General features: G+C 41.4%; 11 protein-coding genes. 2 read left to right on the top strand and 9 right to left on the bottom strand.

Features of this window, described 5'->3' with window-relative positions:
* The first annotated feature begins 7 nt into the window (after positions 1-7).
* Positions 8-604 carry a hypothetical protein gene (locus tag EHS11_RS01255; RefSeq protein WP_135762595.1) on the top strand — a complete coding sequence of 199 codons (597 nt, stop codon included), beginning with the start codon at positions 8-10 and terminating at the stop codon, positions 602-604.
* Here the strand turns inward: EHS11_RS01255 and EHS11_RS01250 are convergent, their stop codons facing one another.
* Positions 605-1,912, bottom strand: coding sequence for an ATP-dependent 6-phosphofructokinase (locus EHS11_RS01250; RefSeq protein ID WP_135762594.1), 1,308 nt, complete (start codon positions 1,910-1,912; stop codon positions 605-607).
* A gap of 83 nt (positions 1,913-1,995) precedes the next feature.
* On the opposite strand from EHS11_RS01250, the gene EHS11_RS01245 reads away from it, so the two are divergent.
* A complete protein-coding gene (locus tag EHS11_RS01245) occupies positions 1,996-2,829 on the top strand; it encodes a hypothetical protein (RefSeq protein ID WP_135762593.1) in 834 nt (277 codons plus the stop codon).
* Here the strand turns inward: EHS11_RS01245 and EHS11_RS01240 are convergent.
* The 8 genes from EHS11_RS01240 to EHS11_RS01205 all read right to left on the bottom strand — a co-directional run bounded on the left by EHS11_RS01240 (position 2,826) and on the right by EHS11_RS01205 (position 15,434).
* Positions 2,826-3,113 carry a hypothetical protein gene (locus EHS11_RS01240; protein ID WP_135762592.1) on the bottom strand — a complete coding sequence of 96 codons (288 nt, stop codon included), beginning with the start codon at positions 3,111-3,113 and terminating at the stop codon, positions 2,826-2,828. The two genes, EHS11_RS01245 and EHS11_RS01240, sit on opposite strands and share 4 nt — an antisense overlap.
* An 8-nt stretch (positions 3,114-3,121) precedes the next feature.
* Positions 3,122-6,847, bottom strand: a complete 3,726-nt coding sequence (metH, locus tag EHS11_RS01235) for a methionine synthase (protein ID WP_135762591.1) — start codon at positions 6,845-6,847, stop codon at positions 3,122-3,124.
* 62 nt (positions 6,848-6,909) lie between these two features.
* Positions 6,910-7,209, bottom strand: coding sequence for an indolepyruvate ferredoxin oxidoreductase subunit alpha (locus tag EHS11_RS01230; RefSeq protein WP_135762590.1), 300 nt, complete (start codon positions 7,207-7,209; stop codon positions 6,910-6,912).
* A gap of 64 nt (positions 7,210-7,273) precedes the next feature.
* Positions 7,274-8,593 carry an adenosylhomocysteinase gene (gene ahcY, locus EHS11_RS01225; RefSeq protein WP_135762589.1) on the bottom strand — a complete coding sequence of 440 codons (1,320 nt, stop codon included), beginning with the start codon at positions 8,591-8,593 and terminating at the stop codon, positions 7,274-7,276.
* Entirely contained in the window at positions 8,577-9,584 is a 1,008-nt protein-coding gene (locus tag EHS11_RS01220) for an ArsR/SmtB family transcription factor (RefSeq protein ID WP_135762588.1), read from the bottom strand. The genes ahcY and EHS11_RS01220 overlap by 17 nt, the downstream gene beginning before the upstream one ends.
* Before the next feature lie 66 nt (positions 9,585-9,650).
* A complete protein-coding gene (locus EHS11_RS01215) occupies positions 9,651-10,172 on the bottom strand; it encodes an SRPBCC family protein (protein WP_135762587.1) in 522 nt (173 codons plus the stop codon).
* Positions 10,173-10,229: 57 nt separating this feature from the next.
* A complete protein-coding gene (locus EHS11_RS01210; protein ID WP_135762586.1) occupies positions 10,230-12,779 on the bottom strand; it encodes a methyl-accepting chemotaxis protein in 2,550 nt (849 codons plus the stop codon).
* Between the two features lie 102 nt (positions 12,780-12,881).
* On the bottom strand, positions 12,882-15,434 hold the full coding sequence (locus EHS11_RS01205) for a methyl-accepting chemotaxis protein (RefSeq protein ID WP_135762585.1): 2,553 nt from the start codon (positions 15,432-15,434) through the stop codon (positions 12,882-12,884).
* Positions 15,435-15,493 lie beyond the last annotated feature (59 nt).

The following is a 15,493-nucleotide window of genomic DNA, read 5'->3' as shown; positions in this document are numbered from 1 at the left end:
GTTGATTATGAAATTTACCAAAGTTCTAAATTCTATGGCGGTAGCTTTACGTCTGGACAAACTCAATAAAGCAATGTTAGATGCAGTTATAGATATAAGAGTCCAAAAAGCTTTGAGCCAATCGGATAAACTCAGAAAAGAACAGGACAAACTCAAAGAAAAAGAATTCAGAAAAAAACTGGAAGAGATGCAGAGATCGCATGAAACCAGTTTTGATCACTATCGCTTGGAAACGGAAAATCTAATCTCAACTTTCAAAAATCAAATCCTGATGGAAAAAAAAGAAGTATTGAAGGAAAGGGAAGTCGTGAAAGAAATGCAAAGGCAAGCGATGATCCGGGACAATCGTTTCCAACATTATATCCTTCGCTTCAAAGAGATCCTATTTATCAATAAGAAGGTGGTTGAGACCATTCAAAACCTGGTAAAAGTAGAATCCAATATCGGAGACCTACTTCACGAAATCGACAATTACGACGAAAGCAAGTTTATCAAAAAACCTGCCGTCATGATCGATTCGGAATTCTTTGACGAACTCAACCAAAAAGAAGAAGAAATCCGCGACAATATCCTAAAATTCCAAAAGAAAGTAGAAAATAGATAATCAGTTTATCGCCTTCATCGAGTTTGGTTGTCCGGTAGAAGCAAGCAACGATCTCCAAAGAGTACTTTTTTCCGGTTTGAGTACTTTTCTCTCGGCAATGGCAAGAGTGATAGGCATCACTGTAAATACGTTATTCCATATTCCGACCACACAACCGGTCTTTCCGGCGAATGCCGCATGTACTGCGTTTTGCGCTAAAAATCCGCAAAATACCGAATCTTCCGCAGTAGCTGGGACGGATCGAATGATATAACTCGGATCAATGTATTTCAAATTGATCGTTTGATTTTCTCTTTTAAAATAATCCGAAATTTTATCTTTAATAAAAAGACCGATGTCCGAAAGTTTTTTATTCCCGGACGGATCCATTTCCCCTTTGTCTTCAAAAAATTTCTGTCCCGCTCCTTCGGCAAGGATAATGACCGCATGACCCCGTTTCTGAATTCTATCCTTCAAAGTTTCAAAAAACGCACCCTTCCCTTCCAAATCAAAATCGGATTCAGGAATCAAAACAAAGTTTACGTTTTTGGAAGCAAGTGCCGCATTCACTGCAATAAAACCGGAATGTCTTCCCATCAGTTTGACAAGACCTATCCCGAAAGGAGCGCCTTTTGCCTCTTCATGGGCGCAATTGACGGCTTCCACCGCCTTACTAAAAGCAGTCGAAAATCCGAATGTTTTTTGAACGTAATTGATATCATTATCAATGGTTTTGGGAATTCCGATCACAGCGATCTCTTCCTTTCTTTTTTTCACTTCATCCTGAATGGCCTCGGCTCCCCTAAGTGTTCCATCCCCACCAATGCAAAAAAGCATTTTCACACCATACAGGCATAAGGTGTCCACCATATCGTTTGTGGACTGATTGCCACGGGAAGAACCTAAAATAGATCCTCCGAAATTCATAATATGAGCCACTTTGTCCGGGGTCAGTTCAACCGGTCGATGCCCCGATTTTTTCACCATACCTTCATAACCAAAGGGAAAACCCAGTATGCGGGGCACTTTATAGCGATAGTGAAGCTCCATCACAAGCGCGCGAATCACATCGTTGATCCCGGGGCAAAGCCCACCGCATGTTACAATGCCGGCTGTTACATCGGGAGGATTGAAATAAATTTTTTCCCTGGGACCTGCTTGTTCAAAAAAGATAGGACTGTTCCTGACCGTTTGGATGGCTTCTTCCTGCCCTGAAAATACAGTCTGGAAAAGTACAACTGACTTTTCATCCGTCCAATAATCATACCCTGCAGGGTTGGAATAAAGGCAGTCACCGAATTGCTCTACTTTGGTATCGTTTTGATTCATTTCCCAGAGTTTTATCAAAAAAACACAGTAGGGAAAGCAAATTTCATTGCAATTCTTAAGATTTTTCGGTCATATTCCTATAGATGAAAAATTTGACCGTCATCATTATCTTTTTGATACCCTTTTTGACGGTCGCTCTATTGGCGCAAGGGCTGCCTTTTTTTTCCAGTTATTCTTTTTCCGACCCAAGACCCGGGTTATTCCAAGTCAATACTTCACCAAACTATAGTGAGGCGAGATCCTTGTCCATACCCTTTCGTTTTCCGGCGGAATTGGAACTGGGAAGATTGCCAGTAGGTGCAAACAAAGACCAAACCGATCCTATTTCCGGGATTCAAATTTTTTCTCCGGTCATTCCTTTTTCCAGTATCAATCCTTATCGAAACCCGGAAGGGAGTTTTGATGTAGTAAACCGATCTGCAAACTCAGCTTTGTTGTCCTACCAACCCAATGTAACATACATTACATTCAGAAGAGGATTCAGCTTTGATATGGGGCTTAGTTTCGGTATGTCATTGAATGGAGGAGGACTGACTTACATCGACGTTTCGGAAACAAAGATGCGTCTCAGTTATCGTTTGAACCGTAATATTTTTTCTTTTCTGAAAAACTCCCGTTGGGAATTGTTTTTGCAACTATCGGAACTTCATCGTTTTGATTCCGACTCCTTTTCTAAAAACTTCAATACTGCTTTAAAAGTCCAAGATCCTTCCAAAACAAATTTCATCGGGCGCCAAATTTATGTTACACCTGGGATTAGTATCTCCAATAGCAATTTGGTATTTGAAGGTATGGTAAAAGTCCCTTTGAATGCCCGCGAAGCGAGCCGTACATTGGACGATCTCTGGGCTCCTGAAATCCAGGGAAATTTGGGTCTAAAATATCTTTTGCCTGTCCGCGCTTCCGAAAAGTTTTAGTTAGAAGTTTTCTTTTTCCAAGCTAAGTAAAAGTCCTGTTTGGAAATCTTTTCTTTTGATCTTCCAATCCGCAAACTATCCTCTCCCTTGTCCGTATTCCAAGAAAGTCTGGTTTCTTCCACAGGACAATTTGCTTCTTCACATCTGGATTCAAATATGGAAATAGAAAGTCCTTCTGGGAGATTTGTATATTCACCGATCCAATCCTTTAATTTGGAATGAAAAGGAAATCCCTTATCCAGAGATACTTCCCCTTGAAAATTCCAGCCATGATCATGATTCATAGTATTACCTATGATTTAGACAGAAGAGGCTTCCTCGTCGGATCATAATTTAAATAAGGAGAAAGCCATCTTTCGACTTCGGATTTTTCCATATCTTTTCTTTCCGTATAATCAATCACTTGGTCTTCGCCTATTTTACCGATAGCAAAGTATCTGGATTCGGGATTGGAAAAATAATAACCACTCACGGAACTTGCAGGCCACATCGCACAACTTTCCGTCAGTATAATGCCTGTATGTTTTTCCACATCCATCAATTTCCAGATCTTCGGTTTTTCCGTATGATCGGGACAAGCCGGATAACCGGGAGCCGGACGGATGCCTTGGTATTTTTCACGAATCAAATCTTCGCTGGATAAGTTTTCATCTTTACCAAATCCCCATTCAATTCGCATCCAATGATGCATGTACTCCGCAAATGCTTCCGCAAATCTGTCTGCCAGCGCTTTTACAAGAATGGAATTATAATCGTCGTGATCTTTTTCATATTCCTTGGCAATTTCATCCACACCATGGCCAGTAGTTACTGCAAAAAATCCAAGATAATCCGACTTTTCGAATTCCTTAGGAGCAACAAAATCAACCAAGCTATAGTTAGGTTGTCCGACTAATTTTGTAATCTGCTGACGTAACATCGGAAATTTTTCAAGCAAAACGGATTTAGATTCATCAGAATACACTTCCAGAGTTTCGCCTACTGCATGTGCGGGGAATATACCCACTACTGCCCTCGGTTTCAATCTCTCGTCTTTCAACATCTTTTCCAACATGACTTTTGCATCATTATAGAGAATGGTTGCTTCTTTTCCAATCACAGGATCCTTTAGGATTTGTGGAAATCTGCCTTTTAATTCCCAAGCAAGGAAAAAAGGAGACCAATCGATATAAGGAACCAGCTTCTCCAGTGTTACGTCTGTTATCTCTTTGATTCCGGTGAAAGAAGGTTTCGGAGGATTGTAGTTCTCCCAGTTGATTTTGGCTTTATTGGCAATTGCATCTTTAAGACTCAAAAGATTTCTTTCATTTTCTCTTGAGTAAAATTCTTCCCGAATGCGTGCTTGGTCTTCTCTCACAGTCGCCACATAACTATCCGTTGTTGCAGGATTCAAAACACCGTTCATCACATTTACGACGCGGGAAGCATCCAATACGTGAATGACAGGTTGAGAGTATTGTTCCGCAATTTTAACTGCGGTATGTGCGGGAGAAGTAGTCGCACCTCCGATAAGAAGAGGGACTTGAAAACCGAGTCTCTCCATCTCTTTTGCCACATGAACCATCTCATCCAAAGAAGGAGTGATAAGCCCGGAAAGACCGATTGCCTTTACACCTTCCCTCTTTGCCGTTTCTAAAATCTTTTCAACGGGAACCATAACTCCCAAATCAATCACTTCATAATTATTACAAGCAAGCACTACCCCTACGATATTTTTTCCGATATCGTGAACGTCACCTTTCACAGTAGCAATAAGAAACTTAGCTTGAGCTGACTCATCCTTTTGATTTCTTTTCTCTTCTTCCATAAAGGGAAGTAGATATGCCACGGCTTTTTTCATTACTCTTGCACTTTTTACCACTTGGGGAAGAAACATCTTGCCCGCACCGAAGAGTTCCCCTACCACCTTCATTCCGTTCATAAGAGGACCTTCGATCACTTCCAACGGTTTGGAAAAACTGCTTCGCGCCTCTTCCGTATCTTGTGTTACAAATTCATCAATCCCTTTGACTAGAGCATGCGTTAAACGCTCTTCGACATTCCCGCTTCTCCAGGCATCGTCTTTTTTCTGAACCTTTGCTTCTCCGTGAAACGTACCTGCGGCATCAATCAATCTTTCCGTAGCATCCGGTCTTCGGTTGAGAAGTACATCTTCTATCAATTCCAAAAAATCTTTGGGAATCTGTTCATAAACTTCAAGCATCCCCGCATTGACAATCGCCATATCCATTCCGGCTTGGATCGCATAATATAGGAATACGGAGTGCATCGCTTCCCGGACAGGATTGTTTCCACGGAAGGAAAAAGATATATTGCTAAGTCCGCCGGAAACCTTTGCACCAGGGCAAACTTTTTTGATTTCGCGGGTGGCCTCAATGAAATCAACCGCATAATTATTATGCTCTTCAATCCCTGTAGCAACCGTTAGTATGTTCGGATCGAAGATAATATCGTTCGGATCAAAATCCAGTTTGGAAACGAGCAAATCATAGGCTCTTTTACAAATTCTTATTTTTTCATCTCTTGTAGCAGCTTGCCCTTGTTCGTCGAATGCCATTACGATGGCAGCGGCACCGAATCTTTGAATGGTTTTGGCGTGTTTTAGAAAAACTTCTTCCCCTTCTTTCAAAGAAATGGAGTTTACAATCGGCTTGCCTTGGACACATTTAAGTCCCGCTTCCAAAACGGACCATTTGGAAGAATCGATCATAAAAGGAACGCGGGCAATCTCCGGTTCTCCCGAGATGAGATTGAGGAACTTGGTCATAGACCCTTCCCCGTCCAGGAGCGCTTCATCAAAGTTGATATCCACTATATTGGCACCGGCTTGCACCTGTTGTAAGGCAACTTGCACAGCTTCTTCGAATTTTCCGTCCAAGATCAGTTTTTTAAATTTGGGAGAACCTGTTACATTCGTTCTTTCCCCGATATTGATAAAACCTTGCTCTTTGGTAAGCTTCAAAGGCTCAAGACCCGAGAACGCACTGAGTTTCGGCTGTACAATGAGTTCTCTCGGCGGGAAAGAAGAAACCGCCGCAGCCGCAGCCTGAATATGATCCGGCGTTGTTCCGCAACATCCGCCTACTATATTTAAAAATCCCGCTTTGGCGAAATCTTCCATCCAGGAACCGAACTCGGCAGGGGTCTGATCGTATCCTCCGAATGCATTCGGAAGTCCCGCATTCGGATAACAAGAAACATAACAATCCGCAACTTTTGCAAGCTCGGCTATATACGGACGCATCTCCCCTGCACCTAACGCACAATTGATGCCAACAGCTAACGGTCTTGCATGTTTTACGGAAATATAAAATGCTTCACCCGTTTGACCGGAAAGGGTTCTACCGGACGCATCGGTAATGGTAACAGACAAAATCACAGGGATTCGGATATTTCTTTCTTCAAATATCTTTTCAATGGCAAAAATACATGCCTTCAGGTTCAAAGTATCGATATTCGTTTCGGGTAACAAAAGATCCACTCCCCCGTCAATAAGAGCTGTAATCTGTTCATAAAAGCTATCAACTAACTGATCAAATGTGATCGCGCGAAACGCAGGATTATTTACATCGGGAGAAAGTGAAGCCGTTTTTACGGTCGGTCCGATGGAACCTGCAATGAATATATCTGTTTTGCCGGTTTTTTCCGTGTATTTTTTAACCGCATTTTTCGCACACAGAACAGCTGCTAAATTGAGATCGCGTACAACGGATTCCATCTTGTAATCCGCCTGAGAGACGGAATTGGAGCTAAACGTATTCGTTTCAATGATATTTGATCCGGCCTCCAAATACTCCAAGTGAACTGCTTCGATAATATCAGGGCGGGTCATTGCAAGCATATCATTATTGCCTTTGACGGATAAAGTCCAGTCTTTGAATCTTTCTCCCCGAAAGTCATCTTCTTGCAAAGAATGCCTTTGGATCATAGTACCCATTGCCCCATCTAAAATGAGGATTCTTTCCTGAATGAGTTGTACGAGTCTGTTGCCCGCCGGGTTGGTATATTCAAATTTCATTGTGTTATATTTATTATAATTACTTATTAGACAACACGAGGGAGTTTCCCTCGTGAAAAATTTTATTTACTCGGATCGATACACTTAGCACCTTTAAGCGGTGGTTTGGTGTTAACAATCACAGGGAACTTTGTCGCTTCCGACTGATTGACAGCAATGGACTCTTTATGTTTATCCGGAACATCATAATCGGGAAAAATCGCATCAATAGGGCACTCATATTGGCAAGCGTTGCAATCAATACAAGTATCCGGATCAATATATAAAGTATCCGGTCCCTCGTGGAAAGCTTCCACAGGGCAAACTGCCGCGCAACTAGTGTATTTACAATCAACACAAAGTTCAGTTACTACGTAAGTCATGAAATCCTCCTTTATAAGATTCGGTACTTCTCACCTAGCGAATGCCAGGTGAGATTTCTTTTTTCTAGTAACGGTAATGTTCCGGTTTGTAAGGGCCTTCGATCGGAACCGCAATGTATTCTGCCTGTTTTGCATTGAGTTTGGTAAGTCTTACACCTAGTTTTTCCAAGTGAAGAGCAGCAACTTTCTCATCCAATCTTTTTGGCAGTCGATATACACCGATCTCATACTTGTTTGTCCAAAGTTCGATTTGAGCAAGTACTTGGTTTGTAAACGAAGTAGACATTACAAAAGAAGGATGTCCGGTTGCACAACCAAGGTTGACAAGTCTTCCTTCCGCAAGTACGATAATTGCTTTGCCGTCAGGGAAAGTGTATTTATCAACTTGAGGTTTGATTTCTTTTTTAGTAACACCTTTTTCGGAGTTCAATCGTGACATTTGAATTTCAGTATCAAAGTGGCCGATATTGCAAAGAATAGCGCCGTCTTTCATACTCTTCATGTGCTCCAGAGTGATGATGTCGTCATTTCCAGTTGCAGTTACGATGATGTCTGCATTTTCAATGATGTCTTCTACTCTTAAAACTTGGTATCCTTCCATAACTGCCTGAAGAGCGCAGATCGGATCGATTTCAGTTACTACAACTCTTGCACCGAAATTGCGAAGGGAAGCTGCGGAACCTTTTCCAACATCGCCATACCCACAAACAAGTGCTACTTTACCGGCAAGCATGATATCTGTTGCTCTTTTGATACCGTCAGCAAGTGACTCACGGCAACCGTAAAGATTGTCAAATTTTGATTTTGTAACCGAGTCGTTTACGTTGATTGCAGGCAGTTTCAAATCACCTGTTTTCAATTTTTTGTAAAGTGCATTTACGCCTGTAGTTGTCTCTTCGGAAACACCTTTGATTTCGGAAAGGAATTGAGGGTATTTGTCATGGATATAATGAGTTAAATCCCCACCGTCATCCAAAATCATATTCGGTCCTTTGTCTCCGTCAAAGAAAACAGTTTGTTCGATACACCACCAGTATTCTTCTTCCGTTTCGCCTTTCCAAGCAAATACGGGAATTCCCGCTTTCGCGATGGCAGAAGCGGCATGATCTTGTGTAGAGAAAATATTACAAGAAGACCAACGAATTTCAGCGCCTAACTCGATTAATGTTTCAATAAGAACAGCGGTTTGGATCGTCATATGGAGAGATCCTGCAATTCGCGCGCCTTTCAACGGTTTTGTTTTTCCAAACTCTTCACGAAGTGCCATGAGACCTGGCATTTCTTTTTCAGCGAGAATGATTTCTTCTCTACCCCAATCGGCCAAAGAGATATCTCTGACTTTATAAGGCAGTCTTTCTGATTTTGTATTAGTTGCTGTGGACATATTGTCCTCCTTTCTTCCTTGCTTTGATTGTTAATATTTTAAATATTGAATCCGTTTGAATTTGGTTTTCCGATTCGATCTCGAAATTTGCGTTAATGAGCCATGACTCCAAAACGTCTTTGTCAAACCCAAGCCATAAGTCTGCAAAATTATCCCGCATGAACTCCTGGTTGTGTTTCTCTAAATCCACCATGCAAAATACCCCGCCCGGTTTTAAAACTCTATAAATTTCTTCTAGCACGGTGGGCGGATGGGAAATATGATGAAGTACCATGGAACCAACCACTGCTTCACATACTTCATCCGATAAGGGAAGTGATTCCAATTGTGCTTGGGCCAATTTTACGCTTGGATTATTTCCGTAGGCACTATGTGCAAGCTCGATCATCTTCGGAGAGGAATCAATCCCGATTACCATTTTGGATTTGGGAAGCAAATAAGGGATGAGTCCTCCAGGACCGCAGCCCAGATCCACAATCTGATGGCTGTTCGTCGGTAGATTGTCGATGATCCAGGATCTGTATAATTTCGGGTTAAGTGATTCTTCCTGAATGGATTCCCATTCGGCGGCAACTCTGTCAAAAAACACCTTTGATTTTTTTTCCCTTCCTTCCAAGATCAAACTCACCATTCTTTGGTCTTTTTCTCTGTCGGGAAGATCTTCTTTATAAGAAAGAATGAGGTGGGTCAAATCGTTTGAAAAGATCTCTGTACTACCTTCGTTTGCTTTAGAAGGGTCTTCAGGAAGGGAAGAATACACGAGGGACCCTTCTCTTCGGGAAGAAATCAGACCAGCATCCGTAAGTATTTTCAAATGGCGGGAAATCCGAGACTGTCCCATACTCAAGATTTCTACGATCTCATTTACGGAAAAAGCCCCAAAACTGAGAATATGAAGGATACGGACGCGGGTTTCATCCGAAACTGCCTTCAACGCAGGTAAAATATGTCTCGGACCAGCCGATCGTTGGGGGTATGTTCCCAGTTTCATTGTCAAAAGATATCTACATATCAAGAAATCTTGATATGTCAGCTTTTGACAACGATTTTTTAAAAATTATTCTTCTGCAATCGCCTTGAGTTTGCTTAAGCCCGCTTCGTAATCCGGCCCCAAAAACGGTTCAATCAGAACTCCAAAGTAACGGTCGAAATATCCTTCCGCTTTGCCTGTGAAACCCCAGGTAACATCCATACCTTTTTCCTTCGGAGAAAACTTCCAATAAGCCTCGGCCTTTCCCATATCGCCAAAGTCCAAATGGTTTTCAATTGTTTGAAAAGGTTCCGACTTGGTGATAGTCAAACTGCCCGAACCGGAAACAGAACCAACCCAACTATAAGAGGCACCTAATCCCGCTTTCTTTTCTCCGAAAGTAATTTTTGCTTCCGGATCCTTTGCTCTCCAAGGAGACCAAAGTTGATTTTTCTCCACATCATTTACAAGATCGAAAACCTTTTCTTTGTTTGCCTGAACGAATATCGTTCTTTCCAAACCGTATTCCGAAGGTAAAAAGAACCCGCTTAGTAGAAACACTAAGATGAGGGATAAGAGACCCAAAAGAATAAACTTAATAACTTTCATTAGACAAGTATAAAATTCTAAATATCAAATTTGTCAAGAAATTATTTCAAATAGGCTTCAGGACTTATGCAAATGAAAGAAGTTAATTTTTTTCTTTAAGGTATCCGCCAAATTGGAGATTCCATTCGATGTAGCTGTCATTTGTTCCAAACCTGCCGCAGTAGATTGAGTCAGATCGTTGATACTGAAAATCGCCTGTGCCACTTCTCCGATTGCATTTTTTTGTTCTTCCATGGAAAGTTTGATGCCTCGACTGATTTGATTCACCTTTTCCACTTCATCACTTACCTTTACATTAATCGTTAGTTGGTTTTTGGTATTTCTCTCGATGGACTCGGTCATGGCATTGAAAGAATTCACGCCTTTGATGATTCTTTGGATGAGAGAAATGGTCGCTTCGATGGTTACGGTTCCGTTAGTGATTTCCTTTTCATTCGCTTGAATGAGTTCGTCTATGTCTTTGATGGAAGTAGCTGTTTTTTCGGCTAATTTTCCGATCTCATCCGCAACAACGGCGAACCCTCTTCCGTAAATCCCAGCCCTTGCCGCTTCGATTGCAGCATTTAACGCAAGCAAGTTGATCTGTTCGGAAATATTATTGATGATTTCAATCACACTTCCTATCTCTTGGGAACTCTCGCTGATTTTAGTGATGCTGTTGCGCATGGAATCCAAGGAGGACTGTCCTGTTTTGGCTTCGTTGGTGATATGATTCACCTCGGCAGAGGCTTCCCCTACTTCCTTGCCCATGGATTCTATGATCTCCGACAATTCGGACATCTGTTTGCGCAAGAATTCCACTTTTTTAAATTGATCTTCCGCTTGTGCGTCTACGTTCTGTACGGCGGCGGAAATTTCTTCAATGGAAGCGGAAATTTCTTCTGCGGCGGCAGCTTGAGTCTGTGCATTCGAAGACAAACTATTCAATGCAACTGTCATTTCTTCCGCAGAGGCCGCCATATCATCCGAGATAGACTGATTTACCTGCACCACTTCCGATACCTGTGCGATTGTACGATTCAAACCCTGTGAGAGTTTTCCGAATTCGTCTGAAGATTGCAAATGGGCATTGTCCCGTAAATCCCCTTCTGCCATTCTTTCCAAAGTTTTTTCAATCGAACGAAGCGGTTTGAAACGAAAATAAAATAAAACATACATAAACAGTGCAATGGCAAGTGCACCGCTGATGCTGAGATACATTAGTCCGTCCAAGGCATCATAACATTCCATCTCTATCTCATCCAAATCAATGGTAGAGTAAAATTGAAATCCGTATTTCGGATTCAATTTTTTACGAAGAAGAAAGACAGATCCTTCCCAAGGATTTGTAAACGCATCGGTCTCCCCCGCGTTTTTCGCCAATTCCTGAAAATTCGGGTCGGAGGTTAGATCGAATAACAAGTATTTGGGGTTCGGATGCCAAACCATTTTGTCGGCGCGATCCAAGAGAAAAGAATAACCAGTGGTTCCGATATGAACATTTTTCAGGAAAGTACTCAATGCATCCCCGATGAGAAAAGGAAATCCTACGATCCCTATCGTTTTGCCTTTATCATCTTTCACCGGTGCAGAAACAAAAATAACGATCTTTTTGGTTATGGGTGAAGCCTCTGCGATTCCAAAATGAATTTCTCCATTTAAGGCTTTATCAATATTTTCTTTGATCAAAGGATTCGTGATTAGTTTGAATCCAAGACCCTCCCCTTTGGGAGAACCCGTTGCGACAACCGGATAACCGGCGTCCAGGCTGGTAACAAATGTATTTTCTATGAAGCTCGCTGGATTTTCCAGGATCCTTCTAAGAGTAGGTGTTAGTTTTCCATATTGTTTGGTGGCAAATGCATCTTTCACCTCTTTGCTTCCCGCAAATTCGGTGATACTGATTTCAAGTGACTCGAATAACACGCTCATGGCGGCTTCATTGCTTGAGTTGAAATTATAAAGTTGGTTCGAATATGCCTTTTCCAGGGAATTGGCATTGATCTTAAAAGAAACCATCATGTATACGTCGCTGAGCATGATGATCGAGAGACAAAACATGATGGGAATGCTTTTGCCCAATCTTCGATAAAAAGGATTTTCCTTTTCTGCAAATCCTCTTTCGAACGCATCTTTCTTTAACAGAAAATGAGATGCTGCTTCCGCTCCTACAAATGCCAAAAGAATATTGATCAAAGCAAGAAAGATCATTATGTTTTCAAAATAGAATGCTTGTGTCTTTGTAGTTACATCCATCAAAAGGAAAGGAACTAAAATGATAATGGCAGCGATGATCCATTGAACCGCTCCGCCTATGGCAAATATAATGGGAATTCTGGCTGCAGTGTCCCATACCTTCAGGTAGGTTTCGGAAGAGATGGTTTCTCCATTTTCCCTTTGAACCAGATAGTTTTTTACTTCTTTTAAATACTTTGCGATAAATCCGAAATGAACTACTTGAGCAGCGACCGAAGCAGCAAGGATTGAAATTAAGATCGTTATGAATTGTTCTTTGGTCGGTTTGATCAAAAAATAAGCAAAGATCGTACCGAGAGGAACGACTACCCCAAGGGAAAGACCTTGCGTAGCCAAAAGGATTCTAAGAGAATATTGTTTGTATAATTTCATTTCCAGTGAACCTAAAGGTCAATGGGAATGGTTCTAATTAGTTCTGCAACATTTAAAACCGAACCATTTCAGAAGATTAATCTTCGGGTTTTTTAGTCGATGTTATGATTTACGAAACAAAGGAACCGATTTACTCAATTGGAAAAAATTAATTTTCCGTTTTAAAGTTTCCGCCAAATTCGCCATTCCGTTGGATGTAGCGGTCATTTCTTCCAAACCTGCTGCAGTGGATTGAGTCAGATCATTAATACTGAAAATCGCCTGAGCCACTTCACCGATTGCGATCTTTTGTTCTTCCATGGAAAGTTTGATGCCTCTGCTGATTTCATTCACACTATCCACTTCCGTAATCACTTTCTGGTTGATCGCCAATTGTTCCTTAGTGTTGGACTCGATAGAATGAGTCAAATCCTGGAATGAATTCACACCTTTGATGATCGCCTGAATCAGAGAAATCGTAGCCTCAATGGTTTCCGTTCCATTGGTAATTTCTTTTTCATTGGCCTGAATCAAAGAATCAATGTCTTGTATTGACTGGGCCGTTTTATCAGCCAATTTGCCAATCTCGTCCGCAACGACTGCGAACCCTCTTCCGTAAACCCCGGCTCTTGCCGCTTCGATTGCAGCATTTAACGCAAGCAAGTTGATCTGTTCGGAAATATTGTTGATGATTTCTATCACACTCCCGATCTCCTGAGAACTCTCGCTGATCTTTGTAATGCTATTACGCATAAAATCCAAAGAAGCCTGTCCTTTCTGCGCCTCATTTGTAATTTCAGTCACATCTTCCGAGGCTTTTCCAACCTGTCTTCCCATTGCCTGTATGATATTGGACAAGTGATTCATTTGAGTTTTCAGAATTTCCACTTTCTGTGCCTGTACATCCGATTGAGCGTCTACATTTTGAACCGCGGCGGAGATTTCTTCAATGGATGCAGAAATTTCTTCCGCAGATGCAGCCTGTGTTTGGGCATTTGCGGAAAGACTTCCCAAGGCAACTGACATTTGTTCGGCGGATGACGCCAAATCTTCCGAGATCATCTGGTTTGCACCCACTACGTCCGCAATCTGATCGATCGTATTGTTCAAACCCTCTTGCAATTTACCAAGTTCATCAACCGAATCAGGATGGGTTTTTTCAGTTAAATCGCCTTTTTTGATTCTCTCCAAAATGATTTCGACGGTAGACAAACCGGAGAGTCTGGTTTTCAAGATCAAGATGACAAATAGATTGATAAACGTAGAACTCAAAATTCCTATGACGGAAAGCCAAATCATCGAAATAATCGCATTGTGTTCTATTTCATCCACACCGATGGTTGTTACGAAGTAAAATTGATATTTTTCATTGTATTGTCGCATCAATGCTTTGTGAGAGCCGTTAAACGAATATTTTACAAATGAATCTTCGGAAGCATTCAAAATCCTATCTGCAAGAGATTCCTTTTTGAAATCATACAAAGTATATTTTTCGTTGGGATGCCAAATCGCGACGAAATCACGATCCAAAAGCAAAGAATATCCACTCTTCCCACCTAACTTAAGCCCGCCGACCACGGATTGCACGAATTTTCCGGCAAAAAAAGGAAATCCTGCAACTGCAATCACCTCTCCCGATTCGTCTCTGATGGGAGCCGTCAACAGAATCACGGATTCTTGTGTGACCGGAGAACGAAATGCCTTACTGAAAACCGCCTGTTGGTCTTTGGTAAATTTAAAGCTATCTGCTTCGGCTGGCCCATCATACAGATTTTTACCTAAACCGGTCGGCAATCTACTCGCTACAACAATCCCTTCTGCGGATCCTACAAAATTATTTTCATACAATGCCATAGGATCACTATAAATTTTTTGCAAATAAGGAGTTAGTTCCTTCCATCGTTTTTCTTTTGCTATTTGGATGACCTGTTTGTTGGAAACAAAATCAAGAATGTCAGTCTCTCTGGATTTGAAATAGCCTTCGATAATAACCGAATTGTTCGAATTGATATTGGACAATTGATTTTGAAATGCACTGTCTATTGCGTTCTTAGTGGAATTAAAACTGATGAGCACGAGTGCGATCAAGAGAAGCTGCATCATTGCAGAAATCAAAATAGGCAATGAAACTCTTAGATTTTGATATTTAAAACTCTCCCCGTGATAATTTCGGGGAGGAACGAATAACTCCTTCATGTATAAATTTCGAAGAAGGATGTTCGCAACAATGTATGTGATAAGAATGCTGATAATAGCTGTGAAAATCAGAATCCCGCCAAAGTTCACTTTTTGGGAAACGGTAGATTCTTCCGCCATAAAAAAAGGACCGGAGGCAATGATCATTCCGAAAAACCACCGACAGGAACTAACTACGACTATTCGAGCAGGAAAATTCGCCAGCCTGTTCCTTGCATTTAGGAATATCTCAATCGGGATTTCCTTACCTTCTCCCAGCAGATCCAGATAGATTTTGATCGGCTTTAACTGCACACTCACTAACAACTGTAATATCTGGGCGACAATGACGGCAGCAATGATCCCTCCCAACAAGATTTTGAGCTGAGTGGGAGTCGGCTCTATAAAATGAACCACAAACCAAAAGGCAAATGGAATCAGGATGATGAGATTTATGATTTCTGTAAGAAGGAAGAAGCTGCGAGAAAAACGTTTGAACATACTTACTTCCCAGTCTCTAAATCCAAAGAGAATGGGAAATAAAATTTAACGATTTTTAA

The sequence above is a fragment of the Leptospira ilyithenensis genome (genome assembly GCF_004771005.1).
Lineage (GTDB): Bacteria > Spirochaetota > Leptospiria > Leptospirales > Leptospiraceae > Leptospira_A > Leptospira_A ilyithenensis.
The sequence above is the reverse complement of the archived record's forward strand: the minus strand, read 5'-3'. Positions and strand labels throughout refer to the sequence as shown.

What these genes read in the sequence shown, in the direction of transcription:
- EHS11_RS01245 (WP_135762593.1), top strand. Translation starts at nt 1,996, where the DNA reads ATGAAAAATTTGACCGTCATCATTATCTTTTTGATACCCTTTTTGACG.
- ahcY (WP_135762589.1), bottom strand. Translation starts at nt 8,593, where the DNA reads ATGTCCACAGCAACTAATACAAAATCAGAAAGACTGCCTTATAAAGTC.
- metH (WP_135762591.1), bottom strand. Translation starts at nt 6,847, where the DNA reads ATGAAATTTGAATATACCAACCCGGCGGGCAACAGACTCGTACAACTC.
- EHS11_RS01205 (WP_135762585.1), bottom strand. Translation starts at nt 15,434, where the DNA reads ATGTTCAAACGTTTTTCTCGCAGCTTCTTCCTTCTTACAGAAATCATA.
- EHS11_RS01250 (WP_135762594.1), bottom strand. Translation starts at nt 1,912, where the DNA reads ATGAATCAAAACGATACCAAAGTAGAGCAATTCGGTGACTGCCTTTAT.
- EHS11_RS01255 (WP_135762595.1), top strand. Translation starts at nt 8, where the DNA reads ATGAAATTTACCAAAGTTCTAAATTCTATGGCGGTAGCTTTACGTCTG.
- EHS11_RS01210 (WP_135762586.1), bottom strand. Translation starts at nt 12,779, where the DNA reads ATGAAATTATACAAACAATATTCTCTTAGAATCCTTTTGGCTACGCAA.
- EHS11_RS01220 (WP_135762588.1), bottom strand. Translation starts at nt 9,584, where the DNA reads ATGAAACTGGGAACATACCCCCAACGATCGGCTGGTCCGAGACATATT.
- EHS11_RS01215 (WP_135762587.1), bottom strand. Translation starts at nt 10,172, where the DNA reads ATGAAAGTTATTAAGTTTATTCTTTTGGGTCTCTTATCCCTCATCTTA.
- EHS11_RS01240 (WP_135762592.1), bottom strand. Translation starts at nt 3,113, where the DNA reads ATGAATCATGATCATGGCTGGAATTTTCAAGGGGAAGTATCTCTGGAT.
- EHS11_RS01230 (WP_135762590.1), bottom strand. Translation starts at nt 7,209, where the DNA reads ATGACTTACGTAGTAACTGAACTTTGTGTTGATTGTAAATACACTAGT.